This is a genomic window from Rossellomorea oryzaecorticis (genome assembly GCF_038405515.1).
Classification (GTDB): Bacteria; Bacillota; Bacilli; order Bacillales; family Bacillaceae_B; genus Rossellomorea; species Rossellomorea oryzaecorticis_A.
In genome coordinates, this window is the sequence record NZ_JBBYAF010000018.1 from 55,839 (window position 1) to 77,030 (window position 21,192).

The window sequence follows — 21,192 nt, forward strand, 5'->3', positions numbered from 1 at the left end:
TCAACAGGGAACAGCTTCTCTTTACATGATCAAGGCTTGATGAACGAATCGATCCATTGTTCGAAAGCATCCATTTTTTCAGCAGTAAAGGCGGGAAGGTGATAGCCGGGCGGCAAGGAAAGATGTGAATGTAAAAAGACCGCTTGGACGTTTTTAAGAGAATCAAGAAGGGACAAGTCTTCTTGATTTCTTATACAAACAATTTTGGGATAATCTTTTTCTTTGTATCCTTCAACCACCAGCAATTCAATCTTGATTAATTCGTAGATTCGAAGAATATCATGGAAATCATAATCTTCCAGCTGAAGGGAGACGTTGAAAATACCGCCCCCTTCCACTCCGGCAAGAGTGGCGCCGGCTCTTAGATGCCGGTCACTATCCGTCCCCTCTACAACATCCGGGGCTCCGTGGCTATGATGCTTTACCGATCCGGTCTTTATTCCTTTACTTGCCGCATAGGAAATCACATTTGAAGAAACAGTAGTCTTTCCGCTGTTTTTAAATCCGACAACTTGAATGACTTTCATGTACGTTAACTCCTTTCAAAAACATGTATGGTACGATAACGAATAAATAGAATCAATTTAAATTTAAGAGGTGTCAAATATGAGTGAATTTACACATTTCAATGGACAGGGCCGCGCCAAGATGGTGGATATCACCGCTAAAAATGAAAGCAGCCGTTATGCAAAAGCACGATCAAGCATTACAGTAACGAAAGAGATTTACGACAAAATCGTAAACAATGATTTTACCAAAGGAGATGTACTCGCAGTCGCACAGGTTGCTGGCATTATGGGGGCTAAACAGACTTCCTCCATCATTCCGATGTGCCATCCCATTCCAATCAGCGGTGTGGATATCTCCTTTGACTGGAAAGAAAAAAATCCCCACTGCGAGCTGGTGATCACCACCGAAGTAAAAACAAAAGGCAGTACAGGTGTAGAAATGGAAGCTCTAACGGCTGCGTCCGTAACCGCCTTGACGATCTACGATATGTGCAAAGCTGTCGATAAAGGAATGGTTATCGGTGAAACCTATCTTCTTGAGAAATCCGGCGGAAAAAGCGGTGACTTCATAAGAGAGTCCTGATGTATCTAAAAAACCCCACAGGTTGTTTCAAACTCCTTTGGGGTTTTTTGACCTATCAATCCCTGCGTCCATCCAGCCCTTTCATCAGAAACAATAATAGAAAAGATAAACTGATGCTTACTCCCGCATACTTCCATGCTAAATGACTTTCCCCTGATTCGAGGGCCACATAAATGGCCGTCGAGATCGTCTGCGTTTTTCCAGGTATATTCCCAGCAAACATGAGAGTGGCCCCGAACTCCCCCAATGCTCTTGTAAAGCCGAGAATGACCCCCATGACGATTGATTTTTTGGCCAGCGGAAGAACTACGTGATAAAATGCTTTCCAATTGGAGGCACCATCTACTTTTGATGCACCGACAATGTCACCATTCACTTCTGCAAACCCTGTTTTCACAGACTGATACATAAGCGGAAACGCCACTATCACGGCCGCTATGACTGCTGCCGACTTAGAAAAAAGGATGGTTTGTCCGAAAAGCAGTTCGACCGTCCGTCCCACTGGGCTATTCATCCCGAAAATAAACAGTAACAAAAAACCAAGTACAGAAGGAGGAAGAACAAGCGGCAAAAGGTACACAGTCTCCAAAATACTGCTGCCCCTGCCGTCTGTCATGACAGTTCGATAGGCTGCCAAAACAGAAAGTATTAATGAAACAGCTGCCGCCATGCAAGCAACCAGTATAGATAATTGTATGGGGAAGAAAAATTCACCGTTCACTTAAAACACCTGCTCCTCTTATTCTCCAATATTGATAAATCCTTCTTTCTTAAAGATCTCCTTCGCTTCCTTGCTCTTTAAAAAATCGAGAAATTCATTTGGTCCCTTTTGATGCTTACTTCGTTTCACCCTTGCCCCGTAATAGCCTGTATCCTCTTGAGAATACTCTTCAAAAAAATCAATAATGCGTAAATTGTGTTCAGATTCAACGTCACTGTTATAAACTAAACCTACAGTAGCAGCCCCTTGATCCATTAGTATAATCACGTGTTTCGCGTCCTTTCCATAAATAAGACGCGATTCTGCTTCTTCCCATTGCCCGCTTTGTTCCAATAGTTCTTTTGCATATCTTCCGACCGGTACTGAGGCAGGATTTCCGATGACTACTTTTTCATCCGTCTTCCAGACATCTTTAAGTGACTGAATGCCTTCAGGTTTGTTCGTGACAGCCACTACTCTATTCCCTACTAATCTATCACCTTTTTCAACCAGTCCATCCCGATAAAGTGAATCATAATCGTCCTTAGAAGCAGCCAGGAAGACATCAATCGGGGCACCCTGTTCTACTTGTTTTCGAATCGCACCGGTGGAACCGAGATGAAACGATAGTTTGACGTCTTCATGCTCTCTTTCAAACTGCTGCTGCAATTCCAGCAGACTGCTTTTCAGACTCGCTGCTGCACCTATTGTAATAACCGTTTCCTCTTTCTCTCCCGACTGGCATCCTGCCGCACCGGCAAATAGGATGATCAAAAAGAGAAATTGCCAGATTCTCTTCCTCATGATTTATGTTTATGTAACTCGGTAAGAATATGGCCTATTTCAGGCAGGATCAGCTTTTCCATTGCAAGCTTTACAGCCCCTGTGGAACCCGGGACGGAAAAGATTGCTTTCTCATCCACCACCCCTGCGATTGCACGGGAAAGAATGGCCGGGGATCCGATATCATCAGAATAGCTAAGAAACCTGAAGATTTCTCCAAAGCCAGGTAATTCCTTCTGAAGAAATGAGCGAACCACTTCGATCGTCACATCCCTCATTGAAATACCGGTTCCCCCGTTCAATAAAATGGCTTCGACTTCTTCGTTTGACAACCCCCGCTTTATCGCTTCCCCGATCAACAGCTCCTCGTCTTTTACGATTTCCCTTTGAACAATATGGTGACCTGATTGTTCCAGCAGTTGGATCATACAGTCGCCGCTCTTATCTGTTACTTCGGTACGGGTATCACTTACCGTAATAATCAGGACATTTATCTTTTTCTTTGCTGCAGACTTCATGCCGATTCCCCTCCTGCGATTTTTCTTTATTGTATCATGATGATTCGTTTTCACTTGTGAAAAACATCACGGGGAAGTCTCTCTATTTTTCACGGAATGTTCTTATAAATAGTGAGGCGCATCACATCTTCCCACGCCCTTATTTTGTAATCTTAAAGTAAGCTTTAACCACTTGAAGGAGGAGAAGACAAATGCTTGGATGTCACCACATGTCTGCGGATCATCAACCTGAAGAACTATGCGAAGCCTTACAGATTTTAAAAAATGAACATATAGAATTAAATGAGCAAAAGTTAGAATTATTTGAGGTAGCCGGCAGCATCATGAAAGAAAGTTCCTCAGAGAAACGTATGGAAAAAATGACAGAGCTGCGCCATAAAGTCGAAGCTTTTATGACAGCTCTTGAACCTCACTCACAAAAGGAAGAAGGACACTTGTTTGAATTAATGGCTGCATACATTGGGCGCAGCCACGGTCCGCTTGTCGTGATGGAAATGGAGCATGATCAGGCGAAGGAATTAATCTCAGCATTCCTCAAGGAAACGGAAGTGATGAGCGGCACTAGGGAATTCGTACATGAAACATGCAAACTGGTCATTGAAGCTTATCATGTACTCACCTCGCACTTTATGAAGGAAGAACAGGTATTGTTTCCGATGGCACAGAACCTATTGTCCGCGGATGAAAAAGAGAGATTATTAGAGGCGGTCAGAGAGGGGGCTCACCTGTAACGAAAAGAAGGTGTATCCGGCTTCATCGGATACACCTTCTTTTTATCCACCGCTTACCGGAGGAATAAACGCCACGACATCGCCGCTTTTAACCACTGTATCCTCTGTTGCATACTCCTCGTTAACGGCGATCATTGCACCGTTGAGATTAAGTGAGTTATATGTTTCCAGTAGCTGTTGTTTAAGACCTGAAATAGATAGATTGTCAGCTTTTATCTCTATTTCACTCTTCCCTGCTTCTTCACGTAATCCGGCAAATAATAGAATTTTGATCATTGTATTCGCTCCCTTCTTAAAGATGAGGCCGTCCTGATGGATACGGCACGGTTTCCTTTTGGTTTCCAATCCATTCTTCCCCGGATTCCCAATGCTCTTTTTTCCAAATTGGAACGATATCTTTGATTCGTTCGATGGCATACTCATTCGCTTCATAGGCAGCTTTACGATGAGGCGAGGAGACAGCGATGAGCACGGCAATATCTGAAATTTCCAATCTGCCGATGCGGTGGGAGATCGCCATTTTCGTTCCCGGCCACTTTTCTTCCGCTTCTTTTCCTATTTGGGCAAGCATTTTGGCTGCCATCGGTTCATAAGCCTGATATTCCAGGTAGAGAGTACGTTTTTCTTTGGTCCACTCTCTTACTGTACCGATAAATGTAGTAATGGCGCCGGCTTCTCTGCGTTCTACTTTTTTCGTGATATCTTCTAAAGAAAGCGGCTCTGATTTCACTTCAAATAACTCCATCGTTTTCACTCCTCCAATAAACTCTGATTTACTCTTTATCAATTGAGATCCGTGATTGACCTTCTTGATTTTCCACTAGGAGGAACTGGACAGTCATGCCTTCTTCATAACCCCTTGTTCCTCCAGGTAAGACAATCAGTGCATTCGTGTCAGTGAGTGAAGCGACAGCACTTGATTTATCAAGTCCGGATGGGAACGCCATGATTTTGCCATTTTCAAACCTGATACTTCCCCGGACGAAGCGGGTAAATGGATTAGGTTTTTTGAAATCACTGCCCAAGACCCCTGTCACAGATTGAAGAAATGGTGCCTGACTATGAAGGAACTTCCTGATGACAGGTCTTGTGAGGAGCTCAAATCCTACATAACAAGCTGAAGGATTACCCGATAATCCGAACAAAAGCTTTCCGCCTTTTTCCGCGACAGTCGTGACGCTGCCGGGCCGCATGCCGATTTTATTAAAGAGCACGGCCGCTTCCATCTTCTCATAGATTTCAGGCAAATAATCATAATCCCCTACTGACACGCCGCCTGTCGTGATAAGGATATCCACCTGTTGGAGAGCGGACACCACCTGCTGGTAGCAGACCTCGAAGTCATCAGCGAATTGACCGTAATAAACAGCTTCTCCTCCTGCCCTTTCTATTTGAGAAAGAATCATATAAGTGTTACTGTTTCGTATTTTACCAGGTTCTAAATCATCACCGACTTCCAATAACTCACTCCCGGTTGCCAGCACGCCGACTTTCGGTTTCATGCTGACAGGTACTTCCTTGTATCCGAATGTGGCAAGGAGAGCTGCTATCCCGGGGTTGATATACGTCCCTTTTTCAGCAAGCACCGTTCCTTTTTGAGTATCTTCGCCTCTGCGTGAAATATTATCTCCTTCATTGCAGACACGGTTGATCCTGACGAAATTCCTTCCCTCCAGGCTGTAGGATTCCGCAAGCTCGAGCATGACCACGACATCACACCCGGCAGGTATTTGGGCCCCGGTCATGATTCGAACTGCTTCGCCCCGCTGTACGACTCCTTTATGTACACTTCCAGCTCCTATTTCTGCGATGACTTCAAGTGTGACCGGCGTTTGTCTTGAAGCAGTCTTTGTATCGATCGCCTTTAAAGCAAATCCATCGTAAGGAGACTTGTCAAAGTGAGGGACATCATGTTTTGCCGTTAAGTCCTCCCCTAGAAATCGTCCATAAACGTGCTCGATATCCACCCTTTCCACTTCTCCTGCCGGTGACCGCTTCATCACCCGCTGCACGGCATCCGTTACTTTAATGGGCGTTCGTCTCTCTACCATTCCAGTAAATCCCCCATTCTTATCCGATAATTTTATAATACATTTTCTTTGCTTCTTCTATTGAGTTTGTGCCATGGACCAAGGTCCTTCCCTCTTTGAAAAATACAAACCGGTATCCTTCATATTGAAGTGATAGCAAGTAAGGGTTTATTTTCGTTTCCCCTAAAGATTGAATCGTCTTCTGAAGTTCACTAAGGTTCCGTTCTTGAGGTGACCGGATCAGCACTGAATTTCTTCCGCACAGCACCATCGACTTTGTTTGGTTCTCATATTGTAAGTATGGATAGGTTGGATGCTCCCCGCAGGAAGGACAGTCGGACTTTTTCGCTTTTTCCGTTTTCATGCTGTATTGCTGGTTATTCCACAAGTCAAATGTAATCAAACTCCCCCTCAGGGCTTCTAAATCATTCACCAGAAGCTTGAACGCTTCGGTCAGCTGATAAGCGGCGACCATTCCGACAGCTGGGGCGATGATGCCAGCCGCATCACATGTTGCCCCTCCCATCGGCAGGCGGTCCAGTAAACAGTTCAAACATGCGGTTTTTCCGGGGATGACCGTATAACTCATTCCCGTGCTTCCCACGCATGATCCGAAAATCCATGGGATTTCATATTTCTGAGAAAGATCATTTATCATCATTCGTGTATCAAAGTTATCTGTTGCATCTATAATCAAATCCACATCGTGGAGGTACGGGAGCAGGGATTCTGCGGTTGCCTCCATTACGCGTCCGTTAATTGTGACTGGGCTATTTATTTCAGTTAGTCTGTTCTGAGCAGCAACGGCCTTAGGCATCTGTTCTGTTGCATCTTTTTCTGTATATAGCTGCTGCCTTTGCAAATTGCTCCACTCCACATAGTCATGGTCCACAATCGTCAGTTTTCCAATCCCGCTTCTAACCAAAGCTTCAGAGCTCGCTGACCCCAACGCGCCTGCACCTATAACAAGCACATGTTTCCTGGATAATTGCTCCTGGCCTTTTTCACCAATGCCCGGAAACAGCTCCTGTCTTGAATAACGGTCATTCATTGCATACTCCCCTTTTAAAAAAGCCTTGTGGCGTAATAAATGTCACAGTGCTTCTCTTCTTTATCTACTATAATAAATGGTAACGATACGATAGTAAGTGACAAAGTTCACAGGAGGGGAAATTCATCATGTTATCAGTCAAACTGCATTCGATTTTCGCAGATCACTCGATAGAAGAGGCATTAGTGAAGCAAGGGTTTAAAAAACGCGGGGATAACTATATCTTCAAGAATAGTAAAATACAAGTAGAGACAGAGCCTGATTTCATCGATAGAACAGTAGAAATCAGTTTCTCCCCACAACTGAATCTGGAAGAATACAAGACCGTTCATCATCTTCTTGTTGAGCTCATTAAAGAACTCGATGCTCAGTGTGATGACTCCGGAAGTTTATTGGGTTACCTATCGGAAGGGACCGGGGCATATATTTTAACCAACTGGGATCAATGGGTCTCCTTTCTTCAGGAAGCGAAGCTCCGTACCCTGGAAGGTAAAAAAGTAAGGGTGCTGGATGAAGCAGGCAAAGAGATTGCTGCCGGAATGTTTGTGAACTATGTTGCTGACGTATCTTCAAACATACAAGAGTGCACAGTCATTACTCTGTTTGGTGAAAGAACATATAAAGGCATCGATTTGAAGGTAGAGGCTACAAATGAATGGTGACCCACTAACAAAAGAGCATTCCGAAAGATTTACTTTCGGAATGCTCTTTTTTATTTTGCCATCCACTTTTTTACTTTGAATGTATCACCATTTATTCTTGCAGAGTTCATTTCCGGTACTCTTGTTTTCTCCATTGCCAAAATGTGAGGAAACAGACGAGTGAGGAAGTAGTCCCGATTGCTGTATACAGCCATACGTGCACATACTCTTCGCCGTAGAACGACTCGATTGTCCACTGCAGCATCACGACGTTTACGGCTAATGTCAGAAAGATGATGATCCAATATTTCTTATTCACCATGGCGGACTTTCCTTCCGACTGCATACACAACTCCATCTTTTACTTCCAGTTCGATCAGAGGCAGTTCACGCTGAGGCGGCCCCGCTAAAGGCTGGCCGTTATCTACACTGAAAAACCCCCGGTGACAAGGACAGAGCAGGACGGATTCTTCTTTTTCATAAAATACCGGGCATTGAAGATGTGTGCATTTATTATTGTATGCTTTCAGTTTTCCTTCCTTGGTATGAACCAGGATTGCAGGCTCATCATCCGTCGGGTAATTAAAATTCATTGAACTGTCTTTTGGCAGATCTTTTAATTGTGTAATCATCTTCCGGTTCGTGTCATCTTCTTCTCTATTCAGGGCAATAGCTGAAAACGGAAGAGTCGCTAATCCCAGCGTAATCGATGCCCCCACTGCAGACTTCAAGAAAGCCCGACGATTGTATTTCAGGTCATCATCACGGTTCAGGTTATCAATTAAATGAATCATTTCATCATTGCTATCTTTACTGTTGCGTTTATTTTTATGATCTTGAGGCATAGGTGACGTCTCCTTTCGCCTTATCTACTTGACTTAATCTGTATATACTCCAAAGAATTCCGGAACGTAATCCCACTTGTTTCCTTCCTGTGGTTTCTTGCCTTCTACGAGGTTCATTTGAGATCGTTTTCTGCGAAGCTGCTGCATTTCATCAAAATCGATAAAGCGAATCGCGTCACTCGGACAAACAGACGCACACATTGGGGCAATATCATGTTTTGAGCGGTCGTAGCACATATCACATTTGTACATTTTGTTCTCTTCAAAATCAAACTTCGGTATCCCGAATGGACATCCAAAGGTACAATTACGGCAGCCGATGCATTTTTCTTCCATTGCTGAAAGAACGACCCCTTCTTCAGTTATTTGGATGGCATTTGCCGGACAGACACGTGCACAAGCAGGGTCTTTACATTGCATACAGAGCATTGGATACGTCTGGCGGCTTTCCATGAAATCAACATATTCCACATAGTTTCTTTCTTTTGCATCATGATCACCGCACTCGCGGCAAGCCGCTTGGCAGGCACGGCAGCCGATGCAGCGTTCAAATTCAAGATACATGATTTTATTCATTCATCCCGACTCCTTTCTTAATGATGTTTCTCAAGCTTCAAGGCACACACTTTAAATTCAGGCATTCTTGAAATCGGATCTAAACATGGATTCGTCAGCTGATTGACCGCTAATTCCTTCCCCCAGTGATATGGGACAAATACTGTATCCCTTCTCGTCGCCTTGGTTAATTTGGTCTTTACAATCATATGTGATCGGGGTGTGATCAATTTCACCAAATCCCCATCCTCTAACCCGTATTTACTTGCAAGTGCCGGGTGCATTTCTGCATATGGTTCAGGACATTGCTCCATCAGGAATTTGACCCTTCTCGTTTGAGCCCCGGATAAATAGTGGAACACGACACGGCCGGTAGTTAAGAATAATGGATATTCCTTAGTAGGAATTTCTCCGGCCTCTTTCCATGCCACACTTGGCAGGTTCGCCTTCCCATCAGGCGTTCCAAACTTTTCTGTAAACATTGTCGGAGTACCCGGATGATCTTCAGAAGGACAAGGCCAGAAGACTCCGCTTTCTTTATCGATCCGGTCCCATGTGATACCGTAATAATCGGCTTTGCCGCCTTTTGAAGCCAAGCGGAATTCTTCAAAGATTTCTCCTGCATTTTTGTAATTAAAATGCTTACCTTTGCCCATTCGTTTGGCAATGAGACTGAGGATTTCCCAGTCAGGTTTTGATTCACCTAAAGGCTCCCGCACTTTACGGATTCTGATGACCCGGCCTTCAAGGTTCGTGGTCGTCCCTTCATCTTCCGCCCATGTTGCAGCAGGCAGGACGACATCCGCAAATTGTGCGGTTTCGGATAGGAAGAAGTCACTCACCACAAGAAAATCAAGTTTTCTGAAGCCGTTCCAGATGTGTTCCAGATTCGGGGCTGATACGGCAGGGTTACTGCAAACGACATGCATAGCGCGAATGGTGCCTTTTTGAATTTCATCAAACATTTCATAAGCTGATACACCAGGTTTCGGCATTTCCTCGGGTTCGATCCCCCATACATTGGATATATATTTCACTGCGTCAGGATCGGTCAATTTGCGGTAACCCGGCAGGAGATCGGCTTTTTGACCGTGCTCCCTTCCTCCCTGACCGTTTCCTTGCCCGGTGAAAGTGGCGACACCTGATGCAAACTTTCCAATTTGTCCTCTGAGAAGTGCCATTGATGTATAAAGGGAAACATTATCCACCCCTTTGGATTGCTGTTCCACCCCTCGGGCAAACATAACGACTGATCGAGGAGATAAACCGAAAATATGTGCAGCTTTTAAGATTTTTTCAACGGATACGCCAGTAATGCTGGCCGTGTGATCCGGTGTGAATTTCTCAACTGCTTTCTTAAGTTCTTCAAAGTTATTACATCTCTTTTTAACGTATTCATGATCGACGTAATTGTTTTTTATTAAGAGATGGAGCATACCGTTCGCAAGGGCTGAATCTGTGCCGGGTTTCAAATCCAAATGGACGTCTGCTACGCGGGCTGTCGGCGTTTCCCTCGGGTCAGCCACTATCAGCTTCGCTCCTTTGTCTTTCGCTTTCCACAGCCATTGTATGCTTGTAGGATGGCATTCAGCGGTATTAGAACCAGCGATAAAGAAACAATCGGTATGTTCAAGTTCCGGCCATGGGAGCGTCGATCCCCTGTCAATACCCAGCGTTTTCAGAAATCCTCCTGCAGCTGAACTCATACAAAAGCGGCCGTTATAATCAATGAATCTAGTGCCCAGTCCGACTCGCGCGTATTTTCCAACCAAATAGCACTTTTCGTTTGTCATCGAGACACCCCCGAATACAGACAAGGCGTCCTTCCCGCTTTCAGCTTGCAGTCGTTTGTAGTTCTTTTCAATCAAGTCGAGTGCTTCGTTCCAGCTTGCCTTCACGAACTCTCCGTTTTTCTTGATCAGCGGCGTCAGGATACGCTCTTCATGCTCGATTGTCTGATAGGCCGTTACACCTTTCGGGCACATTTTCCCTTTTGTGACAGGCCAGTCATAGCGCGGTTCAACTCCAACTACCTGACCCGACTTCTTATTTACTCGTATATGCATCCCGCACTGCATGCCGCAATAGCAGCAGTGGGTCGTAATGAGTTCTTCGCCTGGTTTGTGAAGGTTCTTGACTCCTTCTTTTGCGATATACTGACTCATTTTTGATTGCCTCCTTTTTCCTTGTACTGAGCGATTTCTTTTTGGACATCTTCAGGGAATTTGTAATAATCGTCTGTTCTTTTTTTACTGAATCCGCCCATTTGAATTCCATTCAGCGTTGAGATCGGATCACTGCTCTTTAGATGCGGCTTTGCATTCAGTTGTTTCATCACCCTGATTCTGCGGCGGCACGGCAGGCAGTAGTCAGAAAGATAACTTCCGTCTCCAAGCTGCAGATCAAAGTTTTGAACAGCCAGAATATCTTTTACATCACTGATTTGATCATCGTTGCTATAGGTGGTGCCGCATCTCAGACATGGTCTCGTATCCACTTTTATCTGTTCCTGATAATTCAGCGGTACTGCTGTTGTGAGCGGGCGGATCGGGAGATGGAACAGTTTGCCGAATGGGAAGTAAACGAGTAAGACGACCACGGTGACCTGATGGATCAGGGTCATATAGTGGTGCATCCATCCATCTAACAGCACATATGAAACGGTAAGTAAAAGTCCGGTCCCTGTTACCGCAAGCAGTAAATATAAAGGAAATAAATCAAATTCCGCACGTTGTGTCACTTTCACGTCCTCGCTGGCGATCCTTCTCGCAAGTGCCATGGTTACGCCGATCAGCACCATCGTGGCGGTGATATTCAACCCGTTATACACCATTTCTGCGAATAAACCATGAGCGGCCATCGAAATCGTATCTACCCCCATCACCACGATGGTATAGGTTTCGGGATCGACAAGTTCGAAGTGCATCCAGCCGAACGTCAGACCGAATGTAATCGCAAAGGATCCAATGCACCCCCAGGCAATAAGGAAATGCTGCACACCCCGGTAGATGCCTCTTTTAAAAATGAATTTCTGTAAAAAGATATTCTCAAATGCGATTTTTCCGATTGAAATTAAATTACGTTTTTTTCTTGAACTGGTTTTCAGATTCGTGAGACTCCGTTTGATAACCTGATGGGTTGCCGGCCGAATTAGCCAGGAAGACATCCGTATGGTCAATCCGATGGCAAATATGATAGAAGAAATAAAATACCCCATTAAAGCCATATCAAAATGTAAAAACTGTTCGGTCCCGATCCATGTTGTGAAAATCAAAAAAAGGATAATGAAAAATGATTTTTGACTGGTTTTTGAATAAAACGAGCGTTCGAGCGTCTTTCTCATCTCATGCCCAACCTCCATGTGACTTTTTTAACATCAACGCAGTTGTATATTTGGTAAATTGATTACGTTGATAAATTTTCAACTTGTAATCATTGTACAGAAAGACTATTTTCCGGACTGTGAAGTACGTCACACGATGGAAATTTACCTAAAATTTGTGAAAGAGGTGTGAACATGCTATCAGGTAATGTAATAGCTATAACAAGTGGAAAAGGCGGAGTAGGAAAATCGACGGTTTCAACGAATCTCGCTGTATCTCTCGCAAGACAAGGAAAGAGCGTCGCTTTGATCGATTTGGATATTTACGGCTTCAGCATCCCGAAAATGATGAATGTGGACAGTCGCCCCAAAACTTTCAACGGAAAGATCATTCCTGTAGAGTCTCACGGGGTAAAAATCATGTCGATGGGATTTCTTATAAAAAACAACGACCCTGTCGTCTGGCGCGGACCGATGTTAGGAAAGATGGTCGAGCATTTCAGTAAGGATGTGATGTGGGGAGAGCTGGATTACTGCATTCTCGATATGCCTCCAGGCACCGGGGACATCGCTCTCGATATGCACCTGAACATTCCGCAAAGCAAAGAAATCATTGTCACCACTCCTCATCAAACAGCTTCGATTGTAGCTGAAAGAGCAGGAACTATGGCACTGAAAGCGAAGCACGATATTTTAGGCGTCATTGAAAATATGTCGTACTTTCAGCCGAAAGAAAGCAGTGAAAAATATTTCTTGTTCGGAAAAGGCGGAGGGGATCTGTTAGCAGAGCGATTAGATACAGACGTTTTGGCAAAACTCCCAATCGAAGAACCAATCGAAACGTCTGAAACTCCATCCATTTACAGCGAAGATACCAGCTTATTTCACCACTACAGCCAGCTGGCAGAGGCCATAGACCAGAAATTCAAATAAAAATCCCGTCCCCCGCTTCTTTAAATCAGCAGCGGGGGACCAGGATTTTATAGCAAGATGGTTGTAAGTAGAAGGAAAAAGAAAGAGTTTATGATTTCTATGATTCCCAGCTGCATGATTGTCAATTTTTTACCGTGAAGGGAAATGGCCCGGATCAAGCTTGGAACGTATGGCAGCGTCCACATCCAGGATTCCTTCCAAAGGAATAGCAGAAAAATGACAAATGCATGATAGCCCCATGACCACCATTTGAACCTTGTGTTTTTCTTTTCTCTTATCATTGATTTAATAAAAAATGTACTGCCTGCAAAATACAAGAATGACAACAGAGCAATATTCCACCCTTCAACAGTCAGACTGCCTGTACTCACGTAAAAACTGGCAAGCCCCCCAATACAAAATACACAAATGGCGAATAGATCATTCGCAAATGCCCGCTCATTTTTTGTCTTTACAAAGTAGATGTTTAATAGAAAGAAAGGAATCATTGCTAAGCCGAAGAAGACCATTTGCCAGTCATAAACCAAAACGATTGTTAAAAAAACGAACGACGCGGCTAAATAACCCAATGCCCATTTACTATAGAAGGACACCTTTTTCCCCTTCACCACCATGATCAAAGGATAAGTGGCAAGATACAGAAAGAACCAGCCAATAAACAAAGGAATGTGAATAAGGTGAAAGGTACTTGCAGAGATCCCCAGGATATAAGGAATCAATAACATAGCCCAGGCACCATGTTGTTTGGGGATAACCATTTTCACAATCGTACACCTGCTTTCCTATCGATGATGCCTTTATCTTACTCCTTCGAGAAAAGAAAGTGTGTGATGTAATTCACTTACTACTCCCTCATCCTCCTATATCATTAAACATATAAATCTTTCATTCATTGCAAGACGGGAGGAAATAAGATGTTTGATATGAATTTCGACGAAAACCCATTTATCGTCATCTGGGAATTAACAAGAGCGTGTGAGCTTCATTGTCTTCACTGCAGAGCAGAAGCACAGTATAAACGCCATCCGCTTGAACTGGATTTCGAAGAAGGAAAAAAACTGATAGATGACATCTATGAAATGAATAACCCCATGCTTGTGTTCACAGGCGGAGATCCGCTCATGCGGCCTGACGTATATGATATTGTATCCTATGCGATTCAAAGAGGAGTGCGTGTCTCCATGACACCAAGCGCAACACCCAACGTCACCAAGGAGTCCATTGAGAAAGCGAAAGAAGTAGGTCTTGCTCGCTGGGCGTTCAGCCTGGACGGACCGACAGCAGAAGTACATGACCATTTCAGGGGAACATCCGGTTCATTCGACTTGACCATGAACGCGATTAACTATATTCACGAACTCCAACTCCCTCTTCAAATCAACACCGTCATCTCCCGCTATAATGTAGACATGCTTGAAGAAATGGCCGAATTGGTAGAGGAGTTAAATTGTGTGTTGTGGAGTGTCTTCTTCCTTGTGCCAATTGGAAGAGGTAAAGAAGCAGACATGATTTCGCCCCTGGAGCACGAAAAGGTATTCCGCTGGCTGAATCAATTAAGCCTCCGGGTTCCTTTCGATATAAAAACCACTGCCGCGCAGCATTACCGACGTGTGGTCATCTCAGAAAAAATGAGACAAAATAAAGATGAACAAAAAAAGATTCAATATCAAGATGCTTTACATTCAGGCAAAACTGGTCAATTTGATGGTCTGGGAAGGGCACCGAGAGGAATAAATGACGGGAATGGATTTGTCTTCATTTCCCATATCGGGGACGTCTATCCGAGCGGACTTCTTCCCATCAAAGCCGGAAATGTAAGGCAGCAGCCGCTATCAGAAATTTACCGCCATTCACCTATTTTTAAAGACCTCAGAAATCCTGATAAATATAAAGGGAAATGCGGGCAATGCGAATTCCGCTACGTATGCGGAGGTTCCCGCTCAAGAGCCTATGCCCTGACAGGCGATTACTTGGAAAGCGAACCAGCATGTGTGTATATACCGAAGAGCATGAGGAAAAAGAATGTTTAGATGGTGATAGCGATGATATTCCAAACGCAGAAAGGAGCCCTTCATGTTAAAAAAAGAAGATATTAAAAAGCATCTGCAGACCGTTCCATTATTCAAGGAGTTATCCGACAAGGAGCTGCAGCCAATCATCTCGATCTCGTCGTCAAGAATATATAATGCCCGTTCGATTATTTTCATGCAGGAAGAACCTCTCGACCGAGTCTTCTTCATCCACTCCGGCATCGTGAAGATTTATAAGACCGATGCAACTGGAAAAGAACAGATCGTATCGGTGCTCGAGGACGGTGAAATGTTCCCCCACGCCGGTTTTTTCAGGCAGGGGACTTTTCCTGCGAACGCCGAGGTCATAAAAAAAGCACAGCTCATCGTCACCCCCATTAAAGATTTCGAGAAAATCCTGATTCAACACCCTGAGCTGTGCATTAAATTGTTCCGTGTTTTAGGAGGTAAAATTGTCGATCTTCAAAACCGCTTGGAAGAAAAAATTCTCCATAATACGTATGAACAGGTTATTATGCTATTGCTCCGTCTAACAAAATCCAATGGTGAAAAACATGAAAACCTGTATAAAATCACAACCCATTTTACGAACAGAGAGCTCGCCAACATGATCGGCACTTCCAGGGAAACAGTCAGCCGAACCCTTAACCAGCTAAGGAAAAAAGATCTCATTGGACTTGATGCCGAAGGATTCTATGTCATCGACCCTGACAAACTGAAAGAGGAAATCATTCACTGATCGAAGACTAGTGATAAACTTCCTTCTAATCTGTGATATGTATCACAAAACTCTCTTTTAGTTGTTGATATGATAAAGACAGTTAAACAAGTAAATCAATCGGGAGGGATTACAATGACACAAACGTTCACAGAGTCTTCCATAATAGGTAATATCGTCACAGAATTTCCGAAAGCCAGCGACTTTTTCAAAGCGAATCGAATTGACTTTTGCTGCGGAGGAAATCGTCCATTAATTGAAGCGATCGAAGAAAGGAATCTTTCTTCAGAAGAAATCCTCACTGAGTTAAATGCACTGTACGATGAAGCCAAGAGATTGAGCGAATCCACCATCAATTGGGAACAGGCTTCATCCACGGAGTTGATTCAATATATCGTCGGTAAACATCACCGTTACTTAAATGAAGAACTGCCGAAACTGACTCCTTATGTGACCAAGGTACTTCGCGTTCACGGGGCACAGCACCCCCATTTAGCACAGATTCATAAACTGTTCCATCAGTTGAAGGCTGATCTTGAGCAGCATACGATCAAGGAAGAAATGGAAGACTTCCCGGCACTTATTGCATTCGAAGAAAATCCAAAGCCTGAAAACAAGGAGAAATTATTGACCATTCTTTCTGCGTTGGAAGACGAGCATCAACATGCAGGGGATATCATTAAAGAAATCCGAAAGGTCACAAATGATTTCACCCCTCCTCCGGGTGCATGCGGAACCTACCGCCTTGTTTATCAGCGTCTGGAAGAACTGGAATCCGATTTATTCGAGCATATCCACTTGGAAAATAATATTCTTTTCCCGCGTGCTGTACAGACAATGTAATCTGGAATAAAAAATACCCCGTTTCTCCAAGAAACGGGGTATTTTCTTTTTTCATGAATGAAGGGTATCTTCTTCTGAGTTGATCATGATTGCGGCCACTTGGGTGAGCCTTGTATAGAAGACCTCGCCCTCAGGAAGGTCGTTTAAACCTGTTTCTTCGAATGCTTCTTTCATGCAGCTCAGCCAGCACCTTGCCCTTTCTGGAGTGATTTCGAAAGGGAGATGCCTTGCTTTCATGGCTGGCGGTCCGAATTCTTCACTGTATAATGGCGGACCTCCGAGAAACTGGGTTAGAAACATATATTGTTTTCTCATAATTTCCGACATATCACCTTCAAACAGCGGCCTCAGAACTGGATCTCTGTAGACCTTGGGATAAAATGCCTCTACCAATTCCTGTATCCGGTCAGGACCGATTTCATCGTATAAAGATTGAAATTTCAATTGTACCCCTCCTTACTTCGTCACTCTTCCATTACTATATCAAAGAGAAACCTTGCCGTTTGTGAGGATCATCACAGGCTTTAATAAGATTCTTCCCATTTTTCACTGAACATGTCATACACGATATAAATACTGATGCAAAGCCCCATCGTCCAGAACCCCCAGCCGAGTGTAACCTGTTCCACAATCAAATAGTTGTTACAGAGCTGGTTTGGAGAAAAAATATAGATCCATCCCATGAGGGCGGATAAAAGTGTAATAACGATAAGGACAACCCTCTTCGTTCGATTGCTTACTTTCGTCCAGCTGTCTCTAAGGGGAACGCCGGCCAAAAATGGTAAACTGATAAACTTAAATCCTTCTATCCACATGGAAGAAAGCGCCTCATCCATCGTTCTCGGCAGCAGCCAATATGAAAAGGTCAACATAAAAAGAAGGATTCCCGGCCGTCCATTTTCATTCCATTTCCTTAAGAAAGAGTTTTTTTGAAATAAAGGTGCCATCAGCATCCCTGCAATGATCAAGAGCGGCATTTGCATATGCATGTGGACAATCATAACCGATTCAAGCAGCTCGGCTACTGGAGGCAGAATAAGAAAGATGAATAAAACGCTGCCGTAGTAAAAAGATTTCATCATTTCCCCTCCTTTAATTGGCTTCCATTTTAAGATAAGAATCCACAACAGCAGCCGCTCCATCTATGTCTCTATAATCCAGCACTTCCTGGAGCCGCCCCTCCCTATCTACCAGATAGAAAGCAGAGTTATGAGTGAAATTTCCATTGTTATCAGGAATGACAATTACGCCGAAGGCTTCAAGAAGTGCATTCAACTCTCCTTCATCAGTGATTCTGGCCATTCTCCATGTTTCTCCATCACTCCCGAAATAGGCTTTATATTTAGTCAAAGCTGCGGGAGTATCCTGATCTGGAGCAAAGCTGATACTCAGGAACACGATGTCTTCCCCGAGAGACTCCCTAGGCACTTGCTCATAAACCTTTGCCATATTCGTTTCCAGCTGCGGACAAACGGTCGTGCAGGCAGTATAAAAGAAAGTGATAAAGACATATTTCCCTTGAAACTCATCCCATGTGTAAGAAGATCTCTTGCTGTCTTCCAGCACGAGATCAGGTACTTCAGGTTTCTCTTCCTGCAGCTTTAGTAATCTGGCTTCTTCTGCAGTAAAAGCTTTAAATCCGTCTGTTCCGGTGAAAAACAAACCAAATCCAAATAGCAAAACAATAGTGGTCGAGAGAAGGTTTCGGTGTATTGTATTCATTTTATGACCTCCACATTTCGTTCCTGTCATTTTTGAAAGATGTGAAATAGAGCCGTCCTCATCAAACCCGTGGACAGCTCTATCTTTAAGATCATTACCATGTTCTGAATGGAGGGGAACCCGGTGGCGCATTCATGATGAAGTCAACGATCGGAATGACATAACCCATTGCAACCAACAGCAGCATGATGACAATCCAGCGGCCCCATTTTTCAGTCCAATAAGGTGTTTTACCATCCTTGGGATCGCTGTCTGCAATCGGAAATTCGGTTTCGCCCTTTGGCGCCCAGAACATGAGATTCAAGACTATATACACCTGCAGCAGAACTCCGATGAACAGCAGGGTGCCGCCAATTGCGATGAGAAACAAGTATGGATCCCAGCTTAATGCGGTTGCATGATCGCCGTATGTTGTATAGGACGTTCTGCGCGGAGAACCAAGCAAGCCGATCCAGTGCATGGAAATAGCCATGAAAATCATCCCGACTGTCCAAATGATGGTTTGAATAATTCCGAGTCTATTCATGTTTTGTGTCAGTGTACGTTTTGAAACAAGGGGCACCAGCCAGTAACTGATTCCGAAGAAAGTAAGGATGACGGAAGTTCCCACTGTTATATGAAAATGCCCTACGACCCACATCGTGTTATGAACGACTTGATTCAGCTGATTCGTTGTTTGTGCAATTCCACCCGCTCCCCCGATGATAAACGCAATCATCGCGATCATCGGAGCAAGGAATCTTACATCTCCCCACGGTAATTTTTTCAACCAGCCAAAGAGTCCTCTTCCGCCTTTCTCCCGCCCGGTTCTTTCAAAAACAGCAAACATGGCATAAGCCGTCATTAAAGAAGGGAAAGAAATGGCCAGGCTCATAAACACATGCATATATTTAATTTCCTCAGAAATGCCAGGGTCGACGATCTGGTGATGGAACCCCCCAGGAATGTTCATTATGACCAATAAGATAATGACAACCCTTGTCAACGTGTCGCTGAATCGTTTTCCGCCAATGATTTTAGGAACAGTGACGTACCATGCCGAAACGGCCGTCAGATACCAAATGTTCACCAATGTGTGTCCGAAAGCCCAGAACAGCGTCCGGCTCAACATGACATTGATCGTATCGATCCATCCGAATGCCCAAGGGATAATGATGAACACTTCCACGGCCACAGGGATACTTCCAAAGAACAGCAGGACAAATACTCCCGTGGCAAAGAAAGCAAGAATCGGAATATGTTCACCCTTGTGCTGCTTTCTCCAGTGAGCGACTGAAAGGAAAGAACCGAAAGCGCACATCCATACACCCAGTACGATAAAGACTAATCCAATATAGAACAGGGGGGATGCCGCCATCGGAGGATAAAAGGTATACAGGACCGATGCGTCATTTTTCAAAATCGGAACTACCGCCATGACGAGCCCAGCCGTCTTCATAAAAAAGCCGATCCATGCCATTTTCCTGACCTTTGGAAGCAGTCCACCTAAGGTATGGGACAAAGCTGCGTAGAAATACCCGATTGTAAAGAACGCAGTCAGTACTAAAACAAGCAGAACACCGTGAGCAGTCAGCACTTGATAATAATTTAACCATGGCGGTAATTGAAGCAGGCCCGCACGGTTAAGCCCTTGTAATAGCCCGAGTACTCCTCCCAGAAGGAGTGCAATAAATGAAACCAATAAGTACGTTTTGGAAAGCTTCGCATCCTGTGGAGATACTCCCAGGCTCACATTTTTCTTAACGTTCATTTCTATTTTTTTAACCAGCTCCATCGTCCGTCCCCCCTTATTCTGTCACCTTGATAGTCGTGCTCATCGCCTGATGCCCCGCTCCGCAATATTCATTGCACAGTACAAGATAATTTCCAGGTTCATCAAACGTTTGAGTGATTTTCTGAATATACCCCGGCATTACCATCGCGTTAATATTCGTATCAGCTACCTGAAATCCATGTGTGACATCCTTCGAAGTTAAGATAAAATGAACAGTAGACCCTGCAGGAACCTCGATTTCCGCTGGAGTAAAATTAAATAGTTGAAGAGTCATGACCACTTCGTATTCATTATCAGCGATTTTCTTTACGCCAGGGTTATCAAACGGAGCCGTTTCATCCACCTGCTGTGGATCGATCGTTTCCTGGTGGCTCGGCGGTCCCATTCCGAGCGCAAATGTTTGATATCCTGTGATGAACATAAAAATGAGAATCATTCCAAAACTTGCAATCAGCCAAACTTCTTCTCCTCTACTCAGCTTCATTCTGTAAACCTCCTATACTCTTGAAAAATAAAAACTAAAAAGTAAGAGATACGTTAAAAAAATGACCAGTCCGACGATTCCAACCGAGAACCATGTGCCCCATTGAACCTCTTTCGATTTCCCATCCATCTTCTTCTCCAATATCATCAGGCTCCTTTCACTTACTGAACTTACTGTCATCATACTCAATGGCAATGGTGTTTGAAGTGGTCTAAATCACAACTTGGGGGGGTTTGAAAAAAATTTGTTGCGTATTCAGCCGCAAAAAGTGAGGTTTGGACAAAATTAAAAAAGCATCCCATAAAAAGGGACAATTTCAGTGTGGCTCTTAATACCGCTAATGATTTCCGTGCAAGACTTCGCTTTCCGCGGGTAGCCCGTGAGCCTCCTCGGCAAGCCTGCGGGGTCTCACATAAGCTA

The 21,192-nt window shown here is 44.1% G+C and carries 27 protein-coding genes; 7 read left to right on the forward strand and 20 right to left on the reverse strand.

What is annotated here, in order from left to right:
• Positions 1-29: 29 nt before the first annotated feature.
• Positions 30-527: a molybdopterin-guanine dinucleotide biosynthesis protein B gene (mobB, locus tag AAEO50_RS10765; RefSeq protein WP_341983386.1), complete on the reverse strand. Its 498-nt coding sequence runs from the start codon at positions 525-527 to the stop codon at positions 30-32.
• A gap of 79 nt (positions 528-606) precedes the next feature.
• Here mobB and moaC point away from each other — a divergent pair, with 79 nt between their 5' ends.
• Positions 607-1,092 (forward strand): cyclic pyranopterin monophosphate synthase MoaC, encoded by a 486-nt coding sequence (moaC, locus tag AAEO50_RS10770; protein ID WP_341983388.1) that lies wholly within the window; start codon positions 607-609, stop codon positions 1,090-1,092.
• Positions 1,093-1,147: 55 nt separating this feature from the next.
• Here moaC and modB read toward each other — a convergent pair whose 3' ends face one another.
• From modB to AAEO50_RS10785, 3 genes are read right to left on the reverse strand one after another with little or no spacing between them, the layout of a single operon-like run.
• Complete coding sequence (gene modB, locus AAEO50_RS10775; RefSeq protein ID WP_341983390.1) at positions 1,148-1,813, reverse strand: molybdate ABC transporter permease subunit; 666 nt, start codon at positions 1,811-1,813, stop codon at positions 1,148-1,150.
• Positions 1,814-1,831: 18 nt separating this feature from the next.
• Positions 1,832-2,596 carry a molybdate ABC transporter substrate-binding protein gene (gene modA / locus AAEO50_RS10780; protein ID WP_341983392.1) on the reverse strand — a complete coding sequence of 255 codons (765 nt, stop codon included), beginning with the start codon at positions 2,594-2,596 and terminating at the stop codon, positions 1,832-1,834.
• The gene (locus AAEO50_RS10785) at positions 2,593-3,093 is read right to left on the reverse strand and encodes a MogA/MoaB family molybdenum cofactor biosynthesis protein (RefSeq protein ID WP_341983394.1); all 501 of its coding nucleotides are present in this window, start codon (positions 3,091-3,093) and stop codon (positions 2,593-2,595) included. The genes modA and AAEO50_RS10785 overlap by 4 nt, the downstream gene beginning before the upstream one ends.
• A 191-nt stretch (positions 3,094-3,284) precedes the next feature.
• Between AAEO50_RS10785 and AAEO50_RS10790 the strand changes: the two genes are divergently transcribed.
• Complete coding sequence (locus AAEO50_RS10790; protein WP_341983396.1) at positions 3,285-3,824, forward strand: hemerythrin domain-containing protein; 540 nt, start codon at positions 3,285-3,287, stop codon at positions 3,822-3,824.
• A 42-nt stretch (positions 3,825-3,866) separates the two neighbouring features.
• Here AAEO50_RS10790 and moaD read toward each other — a convergent pair whose 3' ends face one another.
• From moaD to AAEO50_RS10810, 4 genes are read right to left on the reverse strand one after another with little or no spacing between them, the layout of a single operon-like run.
• Positions 3,867-4,100: a molybdopterin converting factor subunit 1 gene (gene moaD, locus AAEO50_RS10795; RefSeq protein WP_341983398.1), complete on the reverse strand. Its 234-nt coding sequence runs from the start codon at positions 4,098-4,100 to the stop codon at positions 3,867-3,869.
• Between the two features lie 16 nt (positions 4,101-4,116).
• Positions 4,117-4,569, reverse strand: a complete 453-nt coding sequence (locus tag AAEO50_RS10800; RefSeq protein ID WP_341983400.1) for a molybdenum cofactor biosynthesis protein MoaE — start codon at positions 4,567-4,569, stop codon at positions 4,117-4,119.
• A gap of 28 nt (positions 4,570-4,597) precedes the next feature.
• Positions 4,598-5,875 (reverse strand): gephyrin-like molybdotransferase Glp, encoded by a 1,278-nt coding sequence (gene glp / locus AAEO50_RS10805; protein ID WP_341983402.1) that lies wholly within the window; start codon positions 5,873-5,875, stop codon positions 4,598-4,600.
• A 19-nt stretch (positions 5,876-5,894) separates the two neighbouring features.
• On the reverse strand, positions 5,895-6,905 hold the full coding sequence (locus AAEO50_RS10810) for a MoeB/ThiF family adenylyltransferase (RefSeq protein ID WP_341983404.1): 1,011 nt from the start codon (positions 6,903-6,905) through the stop codon (positions 5,895-5,897).
• Positions 6,906-7,033: 128 nt separating this feature from the next.
• Here AAEO50_RS10810 and AAEO50_RS10815 point away from each other — a divergent pair, with 128 nt between their 5' ends.
• Entirely contained in the window at positions 7,034-7,567 is a 534-nt protein-coding gene (locus tag AAEO50_RS10815; RefSeq protein WP_341983406.1) for a hypothetical protein, read from the forward strand.
• A 106-nt stretch (positions 7,568-7,673) separates the two neighbouring features.
• Here AAEO50_RS10815 and AAEO50_RS10820 read toward each other — a convergent pair whose 3' ends face one another.
• From AAEO50_RS10820 to AAEO50_RS10840, 5 genes are read right to left on the reverse strand one after another with little or no spacing between them, the layout of a single operon-like run.
• Entirely contained in the window at positions 7,674-7,865 is a 192-nt protein-coding gene (locus tag AAEO50_RS10820) for a hypothetical protein (RefSeq protein ID WP_341983408.1), read from the reverse strand.
• On the reverse strand, positions 7,858-8,391 hold the full coding sequence (locus AAEO50_RS10825; protein ID WP_341983410.1) for a Rieske (2Fe-2S) protein: 534 nt from the start codon (positions 8,389-8,391) through the stop codon (positions 7,858-7,860). The genes AAEO50_RS10820 and AAEO50_RS10825 overlap by 8 nt, the downstream gene beginning before the upstream one ends.
• Positions 8,392-8,424: 33 nt before the next feature.
• Positions 8,425-8,967 (reverse strand): 4Fe-4S dicluster domain-containing protein, encoded by a 543-nt coding sequence (locus tag AAEO50_RS10830; RefSeq protein WP_071620144.1) that lies wholly within the window; start codon positions 8,965-8,967, stop codon positions 8,425-8,427.
• Between the two features lie 17 nt (positions 8,968-8,984).
• A complete protein-coding gene (fdhF, locus tag AAEO50_RS10835) occupies positions 8,985-11,111 on the reverse strand; it encodes a formate dehydrogenase subunit alpha (RefSeq protein ID WP_341983414.1) in 2,127 nt (708 codons plus the stop codon).
• Entirely contained in the window at positions 11,108-12,289 is a 1,182-nt protein-coding gene (locus AAEO50_RS10840; protein ID WP_341983415.1) for an MFS transporter, read from the reverse strand. Before AAEO50_RS10840 ends, fdhF begins: the two co-directional genes overlap by 4 nt.
• Positions 12,290-12,463: 174 nt before the next feature.
• Here AAEO50_RS10840 and AAEO50_RS10845 point away from each other — a divergent pair, with 174 nt between their 5' ends.
• A complete protein-coding gene (locus tag AAEO50_RS10845; RefSeq protein ID WP_341983417.1) occupies positions 12,464-13,201 on the forward strand; it encodes an Mrp/NBP35 family ATP-binding protein in 738 nt (245 codons plus the stop codon).
• A 47-nt stretch (positions 13,202-13,248) separates the two neighbouring features.
• Here AAEO50_RS10845 and AAEO50_RS10850 read toward each other — a convergent pair whose 3' ends face one another.
• Positions 13,249-13,959 carry a YwiC-like family protein gene (locus tag AAEO50_RS10850; RefSeq protein ID WP_341983443.1) on the reverse strand — a complete coding sequence of 237 codons (711 nt, stop codon included), beginning with the start codon at positions 13,957-13,959 and terminating at the stop codon, positions 13,249-13,251.
• Positions 13,960-14,115: 156 nt separating this feature from the next.
• Here AAEO50_RS10850 and AAEO50_RS10855 point away from each other — a divergent pair, with 156 nt between their 5' ends.
• The 3 genes from AAEO50_RS10855 to ric all read left to right on the forward strand — a co-directional run bounded on the left by AAEO50_RS10855 (position 14,116) and on the right by ric (position 16,792).
• Positions 14,116-15,231 (forward strand): TIGR04053 family radical SAM/SPASM domain-containing protein, encoded by a 1,116-nt coding sequence (locus tag AAEO50_RS10855; RefSeq protein WP_341983419.1) that lies wholly within the window; start codon positions 14,116-14,118, stop codon positions 15,229-15,231.
• A 43-nt stretch (positions 15,232-15,274) separates the two neighbouring features.
• Complete coding sequence (locus AAEO50_RS10860; protein ID WP_341983422.1) at positions 15,275-15,970, forward strand: Crp/Fnr family transcriptional regulator; 696 nt, start codon at positions 15,275-15,277, stop codon at positions 15,968-15,970.
• A gap of 114 nt (positions 15,971-16,084) precedes the next feature.
• Positions 16,085-16,792, forward strand: a complete 708-nt coding sequence (gene ric / locus AAEO50_RS10865) for an iron-sulfur cluster repair di-iron protein (protein ID WP_341983424.1) — start codon at positions 16,085-16,087, stop codon at positions 16,790-16,792.
• Positions 16,793-16,843: 51 nt separating this feature from the next.
• Here the strand turns inward: ric and AAEO50_RS10870 are convergent, their stop codons facing one another.
• The 6 genes from AAEO50_RS10870 to AAEO50_RS10895 form a co-directional block, all read right to left on the reverse strand.
• A complete protein-coding gene (locus AAEO50_RS10870) occupies positions 16,844-17,236 on the reverse strand; it encodes a globin (RefSeq protein ID WP_341983427.1) in 393 nt (130 codons plus the stop codon).
• 80 nt (positions 17,237-17,316) lie between these two features.
• Complete coding sequence (locus AAEO50_RS10875; RefSeq protein ID WP_341983429.1) at positions 17,317-17,871, reverse strand: hypothetical protein; 555 nt, start codon at positions 17,869-17,871, stop codon at positions 17,317-17,319.
• A gap of 13 nt (positions 17,872-17,884) precedes the next feature.
• A complete protein-coding gene (locus AAEO50_RS10880) occupies positions 17,885-18,514 on the reverse strand; it encodes an SCO family protein (RefSeq protein WP_341983431.1) in 630 nt (209 codons plus the stop codon).
• Positions 18,515-18,608: 94 nt separating this feature from the next.
• A complete protein-coding gene (locus AAEO50_RS10885; protein WP_341983433.1) occupies positions 18,609-20,288 on the reverse strand; it encodes a cbb3-type cytochrome c oxidase subunit I in 1,680 nt (559 codons plus the stop codon).
• A 13-nt stretch (positions 20,289-20,301) separates the two neighbouring features.
• Complete coding sequence (locus AAEO50_RS10890; protein WP_341983435.1) at positions 20,302-20,772, reverse strand: cytochrome c oxidase subunit II; 471 nt, start codon at positions 20,770-20,772, stop codon at positions 20,302-20,304.
• A 12-nt stretch (positions 20,773-20,784) separates the two neighbouring features.
• Positions 20,785-20,913 carry a hypothetical protein gene (locus AAEO50_RS10895; protein ID WP_341983437.1) on the reverse strand — a complete coding sequence of 43 codons (129 nt, stop codon included), beginning with the start codon at positions 20,911-20,913 and terminating at the stop codon, positions 20,785-20,787.
• Positions 20,914-21,192 lie beyond the last annotated feature (279 nt).

What these genes read in the sequence shown, in the direction of transcription:
- mobB (WP_341983386.1), bottom strand. Translation starts at nt 527, where the DNA reads ATGAAAGTCATTCAAGTTGTCGGATTTAAAAACAGCGGAAAGACTACT.
- moaC (WP_341983388.1), top strand. Translation starts at nt 607, where the DNA reads ATGAGTGAATTTACACATTTCAATGGACAGGGCCGCGCCAAGATGGTG.
- modA (WP_341983392.1), bottom strand. Translation starts at nt 2,596, where the DNA reads ATGAGGAAGAGAATCTGGCAATTTCTCTTTTTGATCATCCTATTTGCC.
- AAEO50_RS10785 (WP_341983394.1), bottom strand. Translation starts at nt 3,093, where the DNA reads ATGAAGTCTGCAGCAAAGAAAAAGATAAATGTCCTGATTATTACGGTA.
- AAEO50_RS10790 (WP_341983396.1), top strand. Translation starts at nt 3,285, where the DNA reads ATGCTTGGATGTCACCACATGTCTGCGGATCATCAACCTGAAGAACTA.
- moaD (WP_341983398.1), bottom strand. Translation starts at nt 4,100, where the DNA reads ATGATCAAAATTCTATTATTTGCCGGATTACGTGAAGAAGCAGGGAAG.
- AAEO50_RS10800 (WP_341983400.1), bottom strand. Translation starts at nt 4,569, where the DNA reads ATGGAGTTATTTGAAGTGAAATCAGAGCCGCTTTCTTTAGAAGATATC.
- glp (WP_341983402.1), bottom strand. Translation starts at nt 5,875, where the DNA reads ATGGTAGAGAGACGAACGCCCATTAAAGTAACGGATGCCGTGCAGCGG.
- AAEO50_RS10810 (WP_341983404.1), bottom strand. Translation starts at nt 6,905, where the DNA reads ATGAATGACCGTTATTCAAGACAGGAGCTGTTTCCGGGCATTGGTGAA.
- AAEO50_RS10815 (WP_341983406.1), top strand. Translation starts at nt 7,034, where the DNA reads ATGTTATCAGTCAAACTGCATTCGATTTTCGCAGATCACTCGATAGAA.
- AAEO50_RS10825 (WP_341983410.1), bottom strand. Translation starts at nt 8,391, where the DNA reads ATGCCTCAAGATCATAAAAATAAACGCAACAGTAAAGATAGCAATGAT.
- AAEO50_RS10830 (WP_071620144.1), bottom strand. Translation starts at nt 8,967, where the DNA reads ATGAATAAAATCATGTATCTTGAATTTGAACGCTGCATCGGCTGCCGT.
- fdhF (WP_341983414.1), bottom strand. Translation starts at nt 11,111, where the DNA reads ATGAGTCAGTATATCGCAAAAGAAGGAGTCAAGAACCTTCACAAACCA.
- AAEO50_RS10840 (WP_341983415.1), bottom strand. Translation starts at nt 12,289, where the DNA reads ATGAGAAAGACGCTCGAACGCTCGTTTTATTCAAAAACCAGTCAAAAA.
- AAEO50_RS10845 (WP_341983417.1), top strand. Translation starts at nt 12,464, where the DNA reads ATGCTATCAGGTAATGTAATAGCTATAACAAGTGGAAAAGGCGGAGTA.
- AAEO50_RS10850 (WP_341983443.1), bottom strand. Translation starts at nt 13,959, where the DNA reads ATGGTTATCCCCAAACAACATGGTGCCTGGGCTATGTTATTGATTCCT.
- AAEO50_RS10855 (WP_341983419.1), top strand. Translation starts at nt 14,116, where the DNA reads ATGTTTGATATGAATTTCGACGAAAACCCATTTATCGTCATCTGGGAA.
- AAEO50_RS10860 (WP_341983422.1), top strand. Translation starts at nt 15,275, where the DNA reads ATGTTAAAAAAAGAAGATATTAAAAAGCATCTGCAGACCGTTCCATTA.
- ric (WP_341983424.1), top strand. Translation starts at nt 16,085, where the DNA reads ATGACACAAACGTTCACAGAGTCTTCCATAATAGGTAATATCGTCACA.
- AAEO50_RS10875 (WP_341983429.1), bottom strand. Translation starts at nt 17,871, where the DNA reads ATGAAATCTTTTTACTACGGCAGCGTTTTATTCATCTTTCTTATTCTG.
- AAEO50_RS10880 (WP_341983431.1), bottom strand. Translation starts at nt 18,514, where the DNA reads ATGAATACAATACACCGAAACCTTCTCTCGACCACTATTGTTTTGCTA.
- AAEO50_RS10885 (WP_341983433.1), bottom strand. Translation starts at nt 20,288, where the DNA reads ATGGAGCTGGTTAAAAAAATAGAAATGAACGTTAAGAAAAATGTGAGC.
- AAEO50_RS10890 (WP_341983435.1), bottom strand. Translation starts at nt 20,772, where the DNA reads ATGAAGCTGAGTAGAGGAGAAGAAGTTTGGCTGATTGCAAGTTTTGGA.